The organism is Sinorhizobium sp. B11, from assembly GCA_039725955.1.
GTDB lineage: Bacteria > Pseudomonadota > Alphaproteobacteria > Rhizobiales > Rhizobiaceae > Rhizobium.
On sequence record CP091034.1, the window covers coordinates 4189673 to 4205514 of the forward strand.

At 60.6% G+C, this 15842-nt stretch carries 17 protein-coding genes; 13 read left to right on the forward strand and 4 right to left on the reverse strand.

All coding sequences use genetic code 11. The annotated features are described in order from the left end of the window. Positions 1-17 precede the first annotated feature (17 nt). The 7 genes from LVY75_30690 to LVY75_30720 all read left to right on the forward strand — a co-directional run bounded on the left by LVY75_30690 (position 18) and on the right by LVY75_30720 (position 5402). Complete coding sequence (locus tag LVY75_30690; protein XAZ23124.1) at positions 18-851, forward strand: SDR family oxidoreductase; 834 nt, start codon at positions 18-20, stop codon at positions 849-851. 17 nt (positions 852-868) lie between these two features. Further along, the gene (locus LVY75_30695; GenBank protein XAZ23125.1) at positions 869-1072 is read left to right on the forward strand and encodes a twin transmembrane helix small protein; all 204 of its coding nucleotides are present in this window, start codon (positions 869-871) and stop codon (positions 1070-1072) included. 14 nt (positions 1073-1086) lie between these two features. Next, positions 1087-1665, forward strand: coding sequence for a cob(I)yrinic acid a,c-diamide adenosyltransferase (locus LVY75_30700; GenBank protein ID XAZ23126.1), 579 nt, complete (start codon positions 1087-1089; stop codon positions 1663-1665). A gap of 36 nt (positions 1666-1701) precedes the next feature. Then, positions 1702-2487: a rhomboid family intramembrane serine protease gene (locus LVY75_30705; protein XAZ23127.1), complete on the forward strand. Its 786-nt coding sequence runs from the start codon at positions 1702-1704 to the stop codon at positions 2485-2487. Positions 2488-2670: 183 nt separating this feature from the next. Next, a complete protein-coding gene (locus LVY75_30710; GenBank protein XAZ23128.1) occupies positions 2671-3420 on the forward strand; it encodes an electron transfer flavoprotein subunit beta/FixA family protein in 750 nt (249 codons plus the stop codon). A gap of 23 nt (positions 3421-3443) precedes the next feature. Further along, a complete protein-coding gene (locus tag LVY75_30715; GenBank protein XAZ23129.1) occupies positions 3444-4373 on the forward strand; it encodes an electron transfer flavoprotein subunit alpha/FixB family protein in 930 nt (309 codons plus the stop codon). Between the two features lie 147 nt (positions 4374-4520). Next, on the forward strand, positions 4521-5402 hold the full coding sequence (locus LVY75_30720) for a 3-hydroxybutyryl-CoA dehydrogenase (protein XAZ23130.1): 882 nt from the start codon (positions 4521-4523) through the stop codon (positions 5400-5402). A gap of 178 nt (positions 5403-5580) precedes the next feature. On the opposite strand, the gene LVY75_30725 is transcribed toward LVY75_30720, so the two are convergent. Continuing rightward, positions 5581-6243 carry a TlpA family protein disulfide reductase gene (locus LVY75_30725; GenBank protein XAZ23131.1) on the reverse strand — a complete coding sequence of 221 codons (663 nt, stop codon included), beginning with the start codon at positions 6241-6243 and terminating at the stop codon, positions 5581-5583. A 26-nt stretch (positions 6244-6269) separates the two neighbouring features. Between LVY75_30725 and argH the strand changes: the two genes are divergently transcribed. From argH to LVY75_30745, 4 genes are all read left to right on the forward strand, one after another. After that, positions 6270-7673 (forward strand): argininosuccinate lyase, encoded by a 1404-nt coding sequence (argH, locus tag LVY75_30730; GenBank protein ID XAZ23132.1) that lies wholly within the window; start codon positions 6270-6272, stop codon positions 7671-7673. Positions 7674-7818: 145 nt separating this feature from the next. Then, positions 7819-8013, forward strand: coding sequence for a lipoprotein (locus LVY75_30735; protein ID XAZ23133.1), 195 nt, complete (start codon positions 7819-7821; stop codon positions 8011-8013). A 12-nt stretch (positions 8014-8025) separates the two neighbouring features. Beyond that, positions 8026-9294 carry a diaminopimelate decarboxylase gene (lysA, locus tag LVY75_30740; protein ID XAZ23134.1) on the forward strand — a complete coding sequence of 423 codons (1269 nt, stop codon included), beginning with the start codon at positions 8026-8028 and terminating at the stop codon, positions 9292-9294. Positions 9295-9462: 168 nt separating this feature from the next. After that, entirely contained in the window at positions 9463-12099 is a 2637-nt protein-coding gene (locus LVY75_30745) for a TIGR02302 family protein (protein XAZ23135.1), read from the forward strand. A gap of 57 nt (positions 12100-12156) precedes the next feature. Here LVY75_30745 and LVY75_30750 read toward each other — a convergent pair whose 3' ends face one another. From LVY75_30750 to LVY75_30760, 3 genes are all read right to left on the reverse strand, one after another. Further along, the gene (locus LVY75_30750; protein ID XAZ23136.1) at positions 12157-12516 is read right to left on the reverse strand and encodes a response regulator; all 360 of its coding nucleotides are present in this window, start codon (positions 12514-12516) and stop codon (positions 12157-12159) included. 119 nt (positions 12517-12635) lie between these two features. Further along, positions 12636-13178 carry a hypoxanthine phosphoribosyltransferase gene (hpt, locus tag LVY75_30755; protein ID XAZ23137.1) on the reverse strand — a complete coding sequence of 181 codons (543 nt, stop codon included), beginning with the start codon at positions 13176-13178 and terminating at the stop codon, positions 12636-12638. Between the two features lie 109 nt (positions 13179-13287). Next, positions 13288-13947: a hypothetical protein gene (locus LVY75_30760; protein ID XAZ23138.1), complete on the reverse strand. Its 660-nt coding sequence runs from the start codon at positions 13945-13947 to the stop codon at positions 13288-13290. Positions 13948-14153: 206 nt separating this feature from the next. Here LVY75_30760 and ftsE point away from each other — a divergent pair, with 206 nt between their 5' ends. Both ftsE and LVY75_30770 read left to right on the forward strand, forming a co-directional pair. Beyond that, positions 14154-14813, forward strand: coding sequence for a cell division ATP-binding protein FtsE (gene ftsE, locus LVY75_30765; protein XAZ23139.1), 660 nt, complete (start codon positions 14154-14156; stop codon positions 14811-14813). Then, the gene (locus LVY75_30770; GenBank protein ID XAZ23140.1) at positions 14806-15828 is read left to right on the forward strand and encodes an ABC transporter permease; all 1023 of its coding nucleotides are present in this window, start codon (positions 14806-14808) and stop codon (positions 15826-15828) included. The genes ftsE and LVY75_30770 overlap by 8 nt, the downstream gene beginning before the upstream one ends. Positions 15829-15842: the final 14 nt, after the last annotated feature.

Consider the following 15842-nt stretch of genomic DNA (forward strand, 5'->3'; position numbering starts at 1 on the left):
TGTACAGGAATCATTAAATGGCTGACCCGCGCATCATCGTCGTGACCGGATGCTCTTCCGGCATCGGCGCTTATTGCGCGCGCGCCCTGAAAGCCGACGGCTGGCGTGTCTTCGCCACAGTACGCAAGGCGGAGGATTTGTCGTCGCTCGAAGCAGACGGCATCGAAGCCGTGCTGATGGACTACACGCAGCCTGAAACGATCTCGGCGCTGGTGGACGCAGTGGCCGAGCGCACTGGCGGCAGGATCGATGCCTTGTTCAACAATGGCGCCTATGGGCAGCCCGGCGCAGTCGAGGATCTCTCCACGCAGGCCCTGCGCGACCAGTTCGAGACCAATGTCTTCGGCTGGCACGAACTGACCAGGCTGGTCATTCCCTTCATGCGCCGGCGCGGCCAGGGTCGCATCGTCCAATGCTCCTCGATCCTCGGCCTCGTGCCTTACCGCTATCGCGGTGCTTACACGGCCTCGAAATTCGCGATCGAAGGCCTGAGCATCACCCTGCGCATGGAGCTGCAGGGAAGCGGCATTCATGTGAGCCTGATTGAGCCGGGCCCCATCACCAGCCGCTTCACCACAAACGCGCTGGCGAAGATTAAAGAACATATCGACCTGGAAAACTCGCCCCATGCGGTCGAATACCGCCGGCAGCTCGCCCGCCTTGAAGGCTCAGGCCCGGTCAACCGCCACAAGCTTGGCCCCGAGGCGGTCTACGCAGCATTGAAACGTGCATTGAACTCGAAAAATCCGAAGCCACATTATCCTGTAACGACTCCGGCTAAACAGGGCATATTGTTGAAGAGGCTGCTTCCGTCCGACCTCTTCTACCGCCTGATGCGCTGGACGGACTGAAAAGAAAAGAGACTGCCATGTCCACAGTCACCTACGTCATTGCGATCATCGTCATGGGTCTCGTCGCCCTCGTGCTGATCCGCGGCCTGTTCAACATGATGAAGGGTGGCGATCCGAACCTTTCCAACAAGCTGATGCAGCTGCGCGTGCTGCTGCAGGCAATCGCCGTCATCCTGATCATGCTGACGCTCTGGTTGACCGGTGGCGGACGCCCGAGCTGATCCGAAAGCCGTCAATGGTAAAGCTCAACAAGATCTACACCAGAACCGGCGATGACGGCACGACCGCGCTCGTCTCCGGCCCGCGACGTGCCAAGCATGACCTGCGTGTCGAAGCCTACGGCACCATCGACGAAACCAATTCGGTAATCGGCGTCGCAAGGCTGCATACGGCGGACCTGCCCGAACTCGATGCCATGCTGATGCTGATCCAGAACGACCTCTTCGACCTCGGTGCCGATCTGGCTACGCCTGAAACCGACGAGCCGCCGGCTTATGAGCCTCTACGCATCGTGGAAAGCCAGGTCACCCGGCTGGAACGCGATATCGACAGGCTGAATGCCGATCTCGACCCGCTGAAATCCTTCGTGCTGCCCGGCGGCAGCCCTGCCGCCGCTCATCTGCACCTTGCCCGGACGATGGCGCGCCGTGCCGAACGGCTGATGGTTGCGCTTGCCCGCGGCGAGGGAGAGATCGTGGGCGTTGCGGCCCTCAAATATGTCAACCGTCTCTCCGACTTCCTGTTCGTTGCGGCCCGCCATGCAAATGATGGCGGCAAGGCGGATGTGCTTTGGGTTCCCGGAAAAAACAGGTAGGTTCGCAGCCATCACGATCGCCGGGGGCAGGCTTTCATGTTCATACCTCTGCACGATGCCAATACGCTGAAACACATTAAGGTTCAGTGGGTCACACTCGGTCTGATGGCGGTCAATATCGCCGCCTGGATCTTCACGACGGTCGAAACCGAGCAGGTCGCCCAGGCCGCGACTATCGGCCTCGGCTATATCCCGGCCATCGTCTTCGGCCATGCGGTGCTGGCGCCGGGACTGGAAATCGTGCCGGAGACAGCCACCTACGTTACCTATTCCCTGATCCATACGAGTTTCTGGCATCTTGCCGGCAATATGATCTTCCTCTGGGTCTTCGGCGATAATGTCGAGGATGCAATGGGGCATCTGCGCTTCCTCATCTTCTACCTCGGCTGCGCCGCCGCCGGTGCCCTCTGCCACGGCCTGCTGTCGACGACATCGGAAGCCCCGCTCGTCGGCGCATCCGGGGCGATCTCCGGTGTGGTGGCGGCCTATCTGATGCTGCATCCGCGCGTGCGGGTCTGGGTGCTGGTTTTTTTCCGCGTGCCATTGCCGCTACCCGCCTTCATCCCGCTCCTGCTCTGGGTCGGCCAGCAGTTCTTCATGCTGTTGATCGATTCCGACGGCAATGTCTCGTGGGGCGCCCATGTCGGCGGCATCATCGCGGGTGCCCTGCTCATTTTCGTCATGCGCCGCCCGGGCGTGCCGCTGTTCGACCGGCAGATCGTGACGCCGCGCGCCGTCAAGGATCGGCCGATCCCCATTCGCGTCACTGCCTCGGGCATGCCCGTGCCACCGCGCCTGCCCTGGGGCCGGGACAAGCTTTAATATTGACGTGAACGTAAACGTTAATATATTGCGATCCAAATCGACCGGCTGCGTCACGGAAGCGTTGTATTTGGAGGAAAAACGCGTATCCATGTCGCCATTCGACAATCGGAGCGGCGCCCAAGCGCGCATTTTCCCAGAAGTCTCTGTTGAAGGCCCATCTCTGTTCGAAGGAAGGACCCCATGAAAATTCTCGTCCCAGTCAAGCGCGTTGTCGATTACAACGTGAAGATCCGCGTCAAGCCGGATGGATCGGGCGTCGACCTTGCCAACGTCAAGATGTCGATGAACCCGTTCGACGAGATTTCGGTCGAGGAGGCCCTTCGCCTGAAGGAAGCCGGCAAGGCCGAGGAAGTGGTCGTCGTCTCGATCGGCCCGGCCAAGGCCGAGGAAACGCTCCGCACGGCGCTCGCAATGGGCGCCGACCGCGCCATCCTCGTCGAGACTGATGACGCCGTCGAGCCGCTCACCGTTGCGAAGATCCTCAAGGGTGTTGCCGACGCCGAAAAGCCGGGCTTGATCATCGTCGGCAAGCAGGCGATCGACGACGATTCCAACCAGACCGGCCAGATGCTGGCAGCCCTCCTCGGCTCCGCCCAGGCGACCTTCGCCTCCAAGATCGCGATCGAGGGCGACAATGCCACCGTTACCCGTGAGATCGACGGCGGCCTGCAGACGATCAAGGTCAAGCTTCCGGCAGTCGTCACGACCGACCTGCGCTTGAACGAGCCGCGTTACGCCACCCTGCCGAACATCATGAAGGCGAAGAAGAAGCCCCTCGACAAGAAGAGCCCGGCCGATTTCGGTATTTCCACCGCTCCACGCCTCAAGGTGCTGAAGACGGAAGAGCCGTCCGGCCGCAAGGCGGGCGTCAAGGTGAAGTCGGTCGCCGAGCTTGTCGACAAGCTCAAGAACGAAGCCGGCGTCCTCTAAGGTTCGAGAAAGGAATTACGACCATGGCCATTCTTCTTCTGGCTGACCACGACAACGCAACCCTTTCCGACCAGACCGCCAAGGCCCTGACGGCTGCCGCACAGATTGGCGGAGACATCCACGTTCTCGTCGCCGGCAAGGGCGCAAAGGCCGCCGCCGACGCGGCTGCCACGCTATCTGGCGTCTCTAAGGTGCTGCTCGCCGAAAGCGATGAACTCGCCAACAATCTTGCTGAGCCGCTTGGCGACCTGATCGTCTCTCTGGCCGGGAGCTATGACACGATCGTCGCCGCGGCTACCTCCACCGGCAAGAATGTCATGCCGCGCGTCGCCGCTCTCCTCGATGTCGCCCAGGTCTCCGAAATCATCGAAGTGGTTTCGCCGGATACCTTCAAGCGCCCGATCTATGCCGGCAACGCGATCCAGACGGTGCAGGCAACCGATGCCAAGAAGGTCATCACCGTGCGCACCGCTTCCTTCACCTCCGCCTCCGAGGGCGGCGCGGCCGCCGTCGAAGCAATCCCCGCCGTCTCCGATCCGGGCCTTTCGAACTTCGTGTCCGACGCGCTCTCGGCCTCCGAACGTCCGGAACTGACCTCCGCCAAGATCATCATCTCCGGTGGCCGCGCGCTCGGCTCCGCCGAGAAGTTCAAGGAAGTCATCCTGCCGGTCGCCGACAAGCTCGGTGCAGCCGTCGGCGCCTCGCGTGCCGCCGTCGACGCCGGTTACGCCCCGAACGACTGGCAGGTCGGCCAGACCGGCAAGGTCGTCGCCCCGCAGCTCTACATTGCTTGCGGCATATCGGGCGCCATCCAGCATCTCGCCGGCATGAAGGATTCGAAGGTCATTGTCGCGATCAACAAGGACGAAGAGGCCCCGATCTTCCAGATCGCCGACTATGGACTTGTCGCCGATCTCTTCGACGTCCTGCCGGAGCTCGAAAAAGCCCTCTGATCGGTCAGATTGCCTTCTTTTCGCACTTGCGAATGACTGGAAAATTGTCTTCTATCGGTCTACTACTTTTGCCGGGCGATCTTTCGTCCGGCAATTTCATATAAAAATACCGGCGGCGCGGGGGTGTATGCCGGGCGGGGGTTGGAGATGAGCGCGGTGTTGAAGAATATTGGTATAATTGGTGCGGGCCAGATGGGCTGCGGCATCGCGCATGTTTCGGCCGCCGCAGGATACAAGGTTCATATCTACGATCTGTCGCAGGACCGTATCGAGTCCGGCCTTGCCACCATCAACGGCAATTTTGCGCGTCAGGTGACGAACGGCAAGATGACCGATGAAGAGCGCAGCACAGCGCTTTCTCGCATTACCGGCTCGGCCAATGTCAACGATCTCGCCCCCTCTGATCTCGTGATCGAGGCGGCAACCGAAGATGAAAGCGTCAAGCGCAAGATTTATACTCAGGTCTGTCCGGTACTGAAGCCGGAAGCGATCCTTGCCACCAACACCTCCTCGCTGTCGATCACGCGTCTTGCAGCCGCGACCGACCGTCCCGAGCGTTTCATGGGCATCCACTTCATGAACCCGGTTCCGGTCATGAAGCTCGTGGAACTGGTGCGCGGCATCGCGACTGAGGAAACAACCTTTTCCGCCGCCAGGGAATTCGTCGCATCGCTGGAAAAGACCGTTACGGTCGCCGAGGATTTCCCGGCCTTCATCGTCAACCGCATTCTGCTGCCGATGATCAACGAAGCGATCTATACGCTCTACGAAGGCGTCGGCACGGTCGATGCCATCGATACCGCCATGAAGCTCGGCGCCAACCATCCGATGGGACCGTTGCAGCTTGCCGATTTCATCGGCCTCGATACCTGCCTTTCAATCATGCAGGTACTGCACGACGGGCTCGCCGACAGCAAATACCGCCCGTGCCCGCTTCTGGTGAAATATGTCGAGGCCGGCTGGCTCGGCCGCAAATCCGGCCGCGGCTTCTATGACTATCGCGGCGAAACCCCGGTTCCGACCCGATAAGTCCCTGATCACTAAAATAGGCGAATGGAACAAAGGCTCGCGACATGCTTTCCTGCCGTGAATGGGAGGAAAAATGATGTCGAGCGAATTGCCGATGTTTCTGCTGCAGTGCTGCGTCCTGATCGGACTGGCAGGTGTGTTCCTTATCCGCGGCGCCGGTGACCCCTGAGCCGCGTCCTTACGACCCGATCGCCCCCTTGATCAGCGCCTTGGCATCGTCGCTATCCCATGCGGCCGGACCGTTCATGGCCGAGATCAGGCAACCCTTTTCGTCGAGCAGCAGCGTGACCGGAAGACCGAAGGCAAGTCCTTCCTTTTTCAGGCTATTGAAGACGCCGATCGTATTGTCCCGGTAAAGCTGCAGCGCATCGACACCGATTTCGCTCAGGAACGCCTTCGGCTTCTCATCGTCACCACTATCGATATTGACAGGCACGACCTGGAACTTGTCGCTGCCCATATCCTTCTCCAGCGCGTTCAGTGCCGGCATTTCCTCGCGGCAGGGCACGCACCATGTGGCCCAGAGATTGAGAAGCACGGTCTTGCCGGCGAAATGATCAAGCGTCATCGGCTTGCCGTCAGGGCCGTTGAACGCGACTGTCTGAAGTTTCTTCGGCTGGTTGGCGGCGACCATGGCGGCAACCTGGCCTTTCATGAGGGAGCTCAGGTTGGCAGTACGCTCCTTCGTCAGCGGGCATTCGGCCGAAGCCGTATCGCCGATACCATTGCCAATGCCCGTCTCCTTCACGTATACCGCTGCCGCACCGGCAACGATGCCAGCAACGGCAGCGATTGCGATCAGTTTCACGGACGGCAGGCCGAAGGGTTTTTTCGTCGTCATTTCATTCTCCAGGACGGGCATCTTCCATGGCCGAGGACAACACGGACACCAAATCCTCCAACCAGATGTGGGGCGGACGTTTCGCCTCCGGCCCCGATGCGATCATGGAGGAGATAAATGCCTCGATCGGTTTCGACAAGAAGCTGTTTGCCCAGGATATCCGCGGATCGATCGCCCACGCCACGATGCTCGCCCATCAGGGCATTATTTCCGGCGACGATAAGGACAAGATCGTTCACGGGCTAAACACGATCCTGTCAGAGATCGAAAGCGGTAATTTCGAATTTTCCCGCCAGCTTGAAGACATTCACATGAACGTCGAGGCACGGCTTGCGACCCTGATCGGCCCGGCCGCCGGCCGCCTTCACACGGCCCGTTCGCGCAATGACCAGGTGGCGCTCGACTTTCGCCTCTGGGTGAAGGAAGAATTGCAAAAAACCGAGGCCATGCTGACCGATTTGATCGCAGCCTTCCTCGATCGCGCCGAGGAACATGCAGACAGCGTCATGCCTGGCTTCACGCATTTGCAGACAGCCCAGCCGGTGACCTTCGGCCACCATTGCATGGCCTATGTGGAAATGTTCGGCCGCGACCGCTCGCGTGTTCGCCACGCCATCGAACATCTCGATGAAAGCCCGATCGGTGCGGCAGCGCTCGCCGGCACCGGCTATGCGATCGACCGCCACATGACGGCAAAGGCTCTCGGTTTCCGTGAGCCGACCCGCAACTCGATTGACACCGTTTCCGACCGTGATTTTGCCATCGAGTTCCTGGCGATTGCCGCAATCTGCGCCGTTCATCTGTCGCGTCTTGCAGAAGAGATCGTCATCTGGTCGACGCCGCAATTCGGCTTCGTGCGTCTCTCCGACGCCTTCTCCACCGGCTCCTCGATCATGCCGCAGAAGAAGAACCCGGACGCAGCCGAGCTGGTGCGTGCCAAGACCGGCCGCATCAATGGCTCGCTGATCGCCCTGCTGACGATCATGAAGGGCCTGCCGCTCGCCTATTCCAAGGACATGCAGGAAGACAAGGAACAGGTCTTCGACGCAGCCGAGAGCCTGGAACTTGCGATTGCCGCCATGACTGGCATGGTACGCGACATGACGATCAACACTATCAGAATGAAAGCGGCCGCTGGCTCGGGCTATTCGACTGCGACAGATCTCGCCGACTGGCTGGTGCGCGAGGCAGGTCTTCCCTTCCGCGACGCCCACCATGTCACCGGCCGCGCCGTGGCCCTTGCCGAAAGCAAGGGCTGCGATCTGTCGGAGCTTCCGCTCGCCGATCTGCAGGGGATCAATTCTGCCATTACCGACAAGGTCTATGACGTGCTGACGGTCGAAGCTTCGGTCGCCAGTCGCAAGAGTTTTGGCGGCACCGCACCTTCGGAAGTCAGGAAGCAGATCGCCTATTGGCGCGCGCGCAATTAAGGCATTTCCGGGCGAAATGGAGAACGGTCTCCCACCCGGAAACACGCACTGGACAAAGCGTCAACAATCGGGGTGCACAAGGCTGTCAAACTTCGCTATGAAGATGCCAGTCAGTGCCCGCCCAGTGTCCGATACGAGGATATCCATGCAGACCAGGTTGCCGCATTTCATCCGCCTTACGGTGGTTTTTGCCGTCATCGGCCTCGCCGTTGCCGGGTGCGGTCGCAAAGGTGACCTCGATCCGCCGAGCGCAAACGCGACAAAGGGCGGCGATGTTTCCAAACCGACGCAACGGCCAGGCTCCGTCGACAAGCCCTTTATTCTCGATCCCCTTCTCTAAGGCCGGACTCCAGTGAACCATTTCCAGTATCGTGACGGCATTCTCTACGCCGAGAACGTTCCCGTTCCCGAGATCGCCCAAGCGGTCGGTACGCCCTTCTACGTCTATTCGACTGCAACGCTCGAGCGCCATTACCGCGTCTTCGCCGACGCCTTCGGCGATGTCGATTCCATGGTCTGCTACGCAATGAAGGCCAATTCGAACCAGGCCGTGCTGAAAACGCTCGGCCGGCTCGGTGCCGGCATCGACGTGGTTTCCGAAGGCGAACTGCGCCGCGCGCTTGCCGCGGGAATTCCCGCCAACCGCATCATGTTCTCCGGCGTCGGCAAGACACCGAATGAGATGGACTACGCACTCGAAGCTGGTATCTACTGCTTCAACGTCGAATCCGAACCGGAACTCGAAGTTCTCAACCAGCGTGCCGTGCGCGCCGGCAAGAAGGCGCCTGTTTCCTTCCGCATCAATCCGGATGTCGACGCCCGTACCCATGCGAAGATTTCGACCGGCAAGAAGGAAAACAAGTTCGGCATCTCCTGGGAGCGCGCCCGCACGATCTATGCTCGCGCCGCCAGCCTGCCCGGGATCGAGGTTACCGGCATCGACATGCATATCGGCAGCCAGATCACTGAGCTGCAGCCCTTCGACGATGCCTTCAAGCTGTTGCACGATCTGGTCGACACGTTGCGCGCCGATGGTCACGATATCCATCACGTCGATATCGGCGGCGGTCTCGGCATCCCCTATAAGGACGACAACAACCCGCCGCCCTCGCCGGAAGCCTATGCCGCCGTCGTCAAGAACCAGCTTCGCTCTCTGAACTGCAAGATAGTCACTGAGCCGGGCCGCCTGCTCGTCGGCAATGCCGGTATCCTCGTCACCGAGGTCATCTATTTGAAGGACGGCGGCGAAAAGACTTTCGTGGTCGTTGACGGCGCGATGAACGACCTCATCCGTCCGACACTCTACGAGGCCTATCATGAGGTCCGCCCCGTGGTGATTTCGGCTGCCAACGCGCCGCGCATCCGGGCCGATGTTGTCGGCCCCGTCTGCGAGACCGGCGATTACCTCGCGCTCGACCGCGAAATGGCGACCCCGAAGCCGGGCGACCTCCTGGCCATCGGCACGGCCGGCGCTTACGGCGCAGTCCAGGCGGGCACCTATAATAGCCGCCTTCTCGTGCCTGAAGTCTTGGTCAAGGGCGACGAATTCCATGTGATTCGCCCCCGCCGCACCTATTCGGAGCTGATCAGTCTCGATTCCATCCCGGCCTGGCTGGACTAAAGGTCGCAATCACTTTTTGGCGACCACACGTGAAAAACCGGTATTGAAGGGCCCTCGCCCTCGCCTTCGCCACAAAGAGTGTTATCCTTTTCTTTCGTGAGCGTATTGCCCAGCAATCGCCGGAAGCGCCCTCTGTTCCCTGAACGCCAGATCGCGGAGACCGGATTGATGACAAGCCCCGCAAGGCAGAAGAAAGGCGCATTCGCGCTTCAACCCTCTCTTGCGCGGCTTGTGGCAGCAAAACGTCTCCTCGCCAGGATCGTGCTTCTTGCCGAGCAGGTTCTTCCGCTGCTGGTACCCGCCCTTTCGGTTGTAGCGATTTATCTCTCGGTCTCCTGGTTCGGCTTCTTCCGCATCGTACCGGATTGGCTGCGCATCCTCCTCCTGACCGTCTTTGCTGCAGGCTTCCTCGTTTCCCTCCTGCCGTTCCGCAATCTTCGCTGGCCCCGCGTTGTCGACGCCGACCGCATGCTGGAAGAGCGCAATGGCCTGCCGCATCAGCCGGTCATGGTGCAGGAGGATGAGCCCGCCTTTGACACACCCTTCTCCCGCGCCCTGTGGCGTGAACACCAGACGCGCATGGCGCGGAAGATCGCGACATTGGACGCCGGTCTGCCGCGACCCGATATCGCGCGGCACGACCGCTTCGCACTGCGCGCCATTCCGGCACTGCTTGTCGTTACCGCTTTCGGTTATTCGCTGTCCATCAACGGCGGTTCCGTCGTCGATGCATTTGAGCCTGCGCCCGCACAGGTTACGAGCAATCCGGCCGTGCGTATCGACGCCTGGGTGACCCCACCTTCGTATACCGGCCGCGCGCCGATCTATCTGACGGCCGATGGCAGTGAACAGACACCGATCGGCGTTCCGCAGTTTTCCAGCCTGACGGTGCGTGTCAGCGGCGGTCAATCGGACGAGAAGGTGCTGTTCAGGAAGGCCAATGGCGAAAGCCACGAGATTGCTGTTCAGGAAGACACCCGGCCGCAACCGGCCGCAAATGCCAATACCGAACAGCCCTCGGGCGGCGCGCCGGTCGCACCTCAACTGATGGCGCAGACGCACATCATGAAGCTCGAGGAAAACGGCGCACTGCAGGCGAACGGCCGCACCTGGAATTTCGACGTGCTGCCCGACAAGGCCCCGGAAATCGCCTTCGACGGCATGCCGCGCCGCGCCGTCAATGGTGCTCTGGAAATCGGCTTTACGGTGAAGGACGATTACGGCGTGCAAGAGGCTCATGCCGAGATCGTGCCGGTCGAATCCGACCCGGCCGCAACGCCGCTCTATCCGCTGCCGGAATTCCGGCTGGACATTCCTCGCCGCAATGCGCGTGACGGCAAGGGCCTGACGAGCAAGAACCTGACCGAGCATCCGCTGGCCGGCAAACGTGTACGCATCACGCTCGTCGCCAAGGATGCCGCGGGACAGACGGGTCGCAGCCCGCCCTACGAGATGATCATGCCGTCGCGACCCTTCAGCGAGCCGCTGGCTGGAGCCGTCGCCGAAGAGCGCCAGACGTTTGCTCTCGATACTCGCAAGATGAAGGAAGCAATCGCGCTCAACGAAGCCCTGACGATCCGGCCCGAGGAGACGATCCCGAACACCACCCATTTCCTGCTGATCGAGTCCGCGCTGACCCGCATGAAAATCGCCAAAGGTGATGAGCAGCTTAAGGATACCGCCCAATATCTCTGGGACATCGCCCTCGGTATCGAGGAAGGGGATCTTTCGCTGGCCGAACGGCGGTTGCGCGACGCCCAGCAAAACCTTGCCGATGCGCTGAACCGCAATGCTCCTGATGCCGAAATCAAGAAGCTGATGGATGAACTGCGCAAGGCGATGCAGGACTATATGAACGAGCTCGCCCAGCGCCTGCAGAACATGCCGATGCAGCCCAACCAGAATGCCCAGAATTTCCTGCGCCAGCAGGATCTGCAGCGCATGATGGACCAGATCGAAAACCTGGCGCGCTCCGGCAATCGTGATGCCGCCCAGCAGATGCTGTCAGAACTGCAGCGGCTGATGAACAATCTGCAGACAGCCCGCCCACAACGCGGCCAGCAGCAGGAAAACAGCCAGCTGACACAGCAGATGGACAAGCTCGGCAAGATCCTGCGCGACCAGCAGAAGCTGATGGACGAGACCTTCCGCCTCGACCAGCAGCTTCGCGACCGCATGCAGCGCGGTGACCCCAACATGGACGACATGATGCCGGGCGAGGAAGGCCAGCAGCAACAGCAGCAGGGCCAGCAGGAGCAGCAGCAAGGTCAGCAGCCCGGTGACCAGATGACGGCCGAGCAACTGCGTGAAGCATTGAAGCAGTTGCGCTCCCAGCAAGATGCGCTCGGCAAGCAGTTGCAGGAACTGCAGAAGAGCCTCAGCGATATGGGTATGAAGCCTGGCGAAGGCTTCGGTCAGGCACAGCGGGAAATGGAAGGCGCCGGCCGCGACCTCGGCCAGGGCAACGGCAGCAGCGCTGTGGAAGGCCAGGGACGGGCTCTAGAAGCCCTGCGGCAGGGCGCGCGCGACATGATGAGCCAGATGATGCAGGCACAACAGGGTCAGCAAGGACAACAGGGTCCTAACGGCCAGCTCGGCCAGGGCAACCAGAACGGCCGCGATCCGCTCGGCCGCCCGCGCCAGACCGATCTCGGCCCCGATATGAACAACGATGTGAAGATACCCGACGAGATCGACGTCCAGCGCGCCCGGGAGATTCTCGACGCCATCCGCGAAAAGCTCGGCAACAATCCGACCCAGGCGATCGAGCGTCAATATCTCGAGCGGCTGCTGGATATTCAGTGATGCTGAGAGGAGTGAGGGTAGTTGGCGTGCCTTTTGGGCACGCCGCGCCGCAATATGTTATGCGACCAGGGCGCGCGCCACGGCCTTGCGGATGTCAGGCAAGGCGAACGGTTTCGGCACGACATCGATAATTTTTTCAGCCAGATCGTCAGCGCGTTCGCGCTGTTCGGCATAACCCGTCATCAGCAGGATTTTCAGCGCCGGAAAGGCATCCTTCGCCTGATGAGCCAGTTCGATGCCGTCCATGACCGGCATCCGGATATCGGAAAGCAGCAGGTCGTAGCTGCCGCCCCTCAGCTTTTCCAGCCCTTCCGCCCCATCCGCGGCTTCATCGGTCTCATGACCGTCAAGGCGTAGTGCCCGGGCTACGAAAGTACGAAGGGAATCCTCGTCTTCCGTGATCAGAATTTTTGCCATCTGTGCATTGCTCCGTCGTCATGCCCCGCGACGGAGATCGCATGCGGTTCCTTTTCGATCGGTAAACATGTCAGGCCGATCGACGGAATGGTTAACAAGCCGTCTTGAAGCAGGACGGCTTATGCGTCACCGGTAACCACGCCGACGAAGGGCAGCTCGCGGAATGCATAGGCGACATCCATACCGTAGCCGACCACGAAATAGTCGGGGCATTCGAAGCCGACATAGTCCGCTTCCAGTTCTTCCTTGCGCTTCACGCGCTTGTCGAGCAGCACGGCGATCGTCACGTTGCGCGCACCGCGCTCATAGAGCAGCTCTTTGGCAAACCGCAGCGTACGGCCGGATTCAAGAATGTCGTCGATCAGCAGGACATCGCGGTCCTTCACGTCGCTGTCGATATCCTTGACGATACGCACGCCCTGCGAAACCGTGCCCGCGCCATAGCTCGAAAGCGTGATGAATTCGACCTCGGGAGCAAGGCCGGTATCATGCAGGGCGCGCAGCAGGTCGGCCGCAAAAATGAAGGAACCCTTGAGCACGGCGATGACCAGCAGGTCCTTGGTCGGACCGGCTGCGATATCCTGCGCCAGGGAATGATTGCGCTCGGCGATCTGCTCGGCAGTGAAGAGCGGTTCGATGTTTTTTCCGCGCACGACAGGCATAAAGGCTTGCTCCGTAAAATGAAGGGTAAGCCGTTAGCACATTAATCCCGGCGAAACACCCCGCAGAAGCAGGTTTTCCCGTCGATCAACCCAAAAACGCCCTTGGCGCTCAGGGCATGAAGGAAAGCCGCAGATCCGGCACCTTTCCGCCGACATGCTGCACACGGGCTGAAAAGCCACGACTCTGACCTGCATAAATGGCATCGGCCGGTGGCTCGATGACAATACTGGCGGTCAATCTGTCGTCGGTGACGAGATCAGCGCGGATCGGCTTGACCTGCTGCGTCACGCCGCTGTCGTTCTCGATGATGCCATTGATCAGCAGGATGCGCATGCCATTGGCGTCACGTGGGGTAATCGTCACATGCGAGAAGTGGAGCGTAGCAGCCGGCGGCCCTCCACTTTCCGAAAGAAACGAAAATCCACCGGCAAGTCCGAACACCAGCACGAAGAGCGAGGCGACCAATGCAGCAAAGCCCTGCAGCGACGCCTGTCGTAGCCAGACCTCAATGTTGCGCACGACCGCGGTGACGGTAGAAAGCGGCATTGGAGGTTGGTCCCTGGGCGGGACGCTGCGACGGGGATTGTGGGTCGTATCGCGGGCATTGCCGGACCCACCTTGCTGCCGTGCTTTGCCGACAACAACGAACTCGGCATCGGCAACGTCATCTCTGCGTGGCATGCGCCGAGGCTGGCGAATAACCGGATCCGGCGGCAGAAAATCATAGGTCTGGCCGGCGGCCTGTCTTCTGAAGTAGGATGCTTCCATGGTGGCGACCTCTCGGATGTCCACATGGTTTCGCTGCCCAAGACAATCTTGGCATTGAAACGAATCCAGCCCAGTCGTAAATTTCAATGGTTAATGCTTCGCAAAGATCGCCATCAAACGGGCGTCTTTCCGGCAAAATTTACCCGCTGTTAACGGTGTTGGTTAACAAGTCATGCGGTGAAACCACGAAAGACTGAGCTGCCCCGTTGATCCACTTCGAGAATGTCGGTTTGCGATATGGTATGGGCCCGGAAATCCTCCGGGACCTGACTTTCGACATCCCGAAAAAGTCCTTCCAGTTTCTGACTGGCCCGTCCGGCGCCGGCAAGACCACGCTCCTGCGCCTGCTCTTCATGTCGCTGCAGCCGACCCGCGGCCTAATCCGCATGTTCGGGCGCGACATATCCGAGATTCCGCGGCCCGAGCTGCCGCTGCTGCGCCGCCGGGTCGGCATCGTCTTTCAGGATTTCCGCCTTCTCGACCATCTGACGACCTATGAGAATGTGGCCCTGCCGCTACGCGTGCGCGGCAAGGATGAGAGCACCTACAAGACCGATGTGCTGGAACTTTTGAAATGGGTCGGCCTCGGCGAACGCATCAACGTGTTGCCACCAGTGCTCTCGGGCGGTGAGAAGCAGCGCGCAGCAATCGCCCGCGCACTGATGGACCGGCCGGAAGTGCTGCTTGCCGACGAACCAACCGGCAATGTCGATCCGCCGATGGCCAAGCGCCTGCTGAACCTCTTCATGGAGCTCAATCGCCTAGGCACCGCGGTGGTGATTGCCACTCACGATCTCTCGCTGATGGACCAGGTGGAAGCCCGCCGCATGATCCTCTCGGAAGGGCATCTCGATATTTATGACTAAACCGCCCACCAAGACCCGCGCAAAGGCGCCCGCCGCTGCCCCCGCCCAGCAACCCAAGCGGCCGGAGATGCGCGTGCGCCCCACGGCACCGATCCTGCCGCCATCGAACATCCAGGGCAATGCACTGATGGTTGTCATCGCCATCATGGCATTCCTTGCCTGCCTGACACTCGGTGGCGTCAGCATGGTCCGTTCGACTGCAGCAAGCTGGGAAAGCCAGATCTCCCGCGAAGTCACCATTCAGATCAAGCCCGACGATAACTTGGACATGGAAAAGGCCCTCGTTCAGGCCCGCGATATCGCGCTCACCTTCGTTGGCACGAAGAGCGGTCAAATCGTCGATGAAGCCGCCACTGCTCGCCTTCTGGAGCCGTGGCTCGGCAGCGGTCTGGACATCAAGGAACTTCCCGTGCCGCGACTGGTGATCATCACCATCGACGAGAGCCATCCACCCGACTTTGCGGCGATGCGCGACCTTCTGAAGGAAAGTATCCCGCAGGCCTTCCTTGATGACCACCGTACCTGGGTCGACCGGCTGGTTGCCATGGCCCGCACGACAGTCATGATCGGCACCGGCATTCTGCTACTCGTTTTCGCAGCCATGGTACTGACGGTGGTCTTTGCCACGCGCGGCGTACTCTCCGGCAATCGCCACATCGTCGAAGTCCTGCATTTTGTCGGTGCCGAGAGCTCGTTCGTCGCGACGGAATTCCAGAAGCATTTCCTGAAAATCAGCCTCAAGGGTTCGGCAATCGGCAGTGCGCTGGCCGCCCTCTTTTTTGCCGGCGCCGGCTTCTTGCAGAGCAGGACGATCGCCACGCCAGAGACCGATCAGGCAACGGCCCTCTTCGGCACTTTTTCGGTCGGTGCCCTCGGCTATCTCGGCATCTTGGCAACGATGATCGTGATTGCGTTGCTCACGACGTTGACGGCGCGGCTCACTGTCATGCGCACGATCTATGAAATCGATACATTGCGTTCCGATCCGACGCGCGCGGACGGCATCGTGAATTAGTCGCAGCATGCCGA

Excerpts from the sequence above, each read along its gene's own strand:
- argH (XAZ23132.1), top strand. The coding sequence starts at position 6,270 with ATGGCCGAGGACAACACGGACACCAAATCCTCCAACCAGATGTGGGGC.
- LVY75_30700 (XAZ23126.1), top strand. The coding sequence starts at position 1,087 with ATGGTAAAGCTCAACAAGATCTACACCAGAACCGGCGATGACGGCACG.
- LVY75_30690 (XAZ23124.1), top strand. The coding sequence starts at position 18 with ATGGCTGACCCGCGCATCATCGTCGTGACCGGATGCTCTTCCGGCATC.
- LVY75_30745 (XAZ23135.1), top strand. The coding sequence starts at position 9,463 with ATGACAAGCCCCGCAAGGCAGAAGAAAGGCGCATTCGCGCTTCAACCC.
- LVY75_30725 (XAZ23131.1), bottom strand. The coding sequence starts at position 6,243 with ATGACGACGAAAAAACCCTTCGGCCTGCCGTCCGTGAAACTGATCGCA.
- hpt (XAZ23137.1), bottom strand. The coding sequence starts at position 13,178 with ATGCCTGTCGTGCGCGGAAAAAACATCGAACCGCTCTTCACTGCCGAG.
- LVY75_30715 (XAZ23129.1), top strand. The coding sequence starts at position 3,444 with ATGGCCATTCTTCTTCTGGCTGACCACGACAACGCAACCCTTTCCGAC.
- LVY75_30760 (XAZ23138.1), bottom strand. The coding sequence starts at position 13,947 with ATGGAAGCATCCTACTTCAGAAGACAGGCCGCCGGCCAGACCTATGAT.
- LVY75_30695 (XAZ23125.1), top strand. The coding sequence starts at position 869 with ATGTCCACAGTCACCTACGTCATTGCGATCATCGTCATGGGTCTCGTC.
- LVY75_30720 (XAZ23130.1), top strand. The coding sequence starts at position 4,521 with ATGAGCGCGGTGTTGAAGAATATTGGTATAATTGGTGCGGGCCAGATG.
- LVY75_30710 (XAZ23128.1), top strand. The coding sequence starts at position 2,671 with ATGAAAATTCTCGTCCCAGTCAAGCGCGTTGTCGATTACAACGTGAAG.
- LVY75_30705 (XAZ23127.1), top strand. The coding sequence starts at position 1,702 with ATGTTCATACCTCTGCACGATGCCAATACGCTGAAACACATTAAGGTT.
- LVY75_30735 (XAZ23133.1), top strand. The coding sequence starts at position 7,819 with ATGCAGACCAGGTTGCCGCATTTCATCCGCCTTACGGTGGTTTTTGCC.
- LVY75_30750 (XAZ23136.1), bottom strand. The coding sequence starts at position 12,516 with ATGGCAAAAATTCTGATCACGGAAGACGAGGATTCCCTTCGTACTTTC.
- LVY75_30770 (XAZ23140.1), top strand. The coding sequence starts at position 14,806 with ATGACTAAACCGCCCACCAAGACCCGCGCAAAGGCGCCCGCCGCTGCC.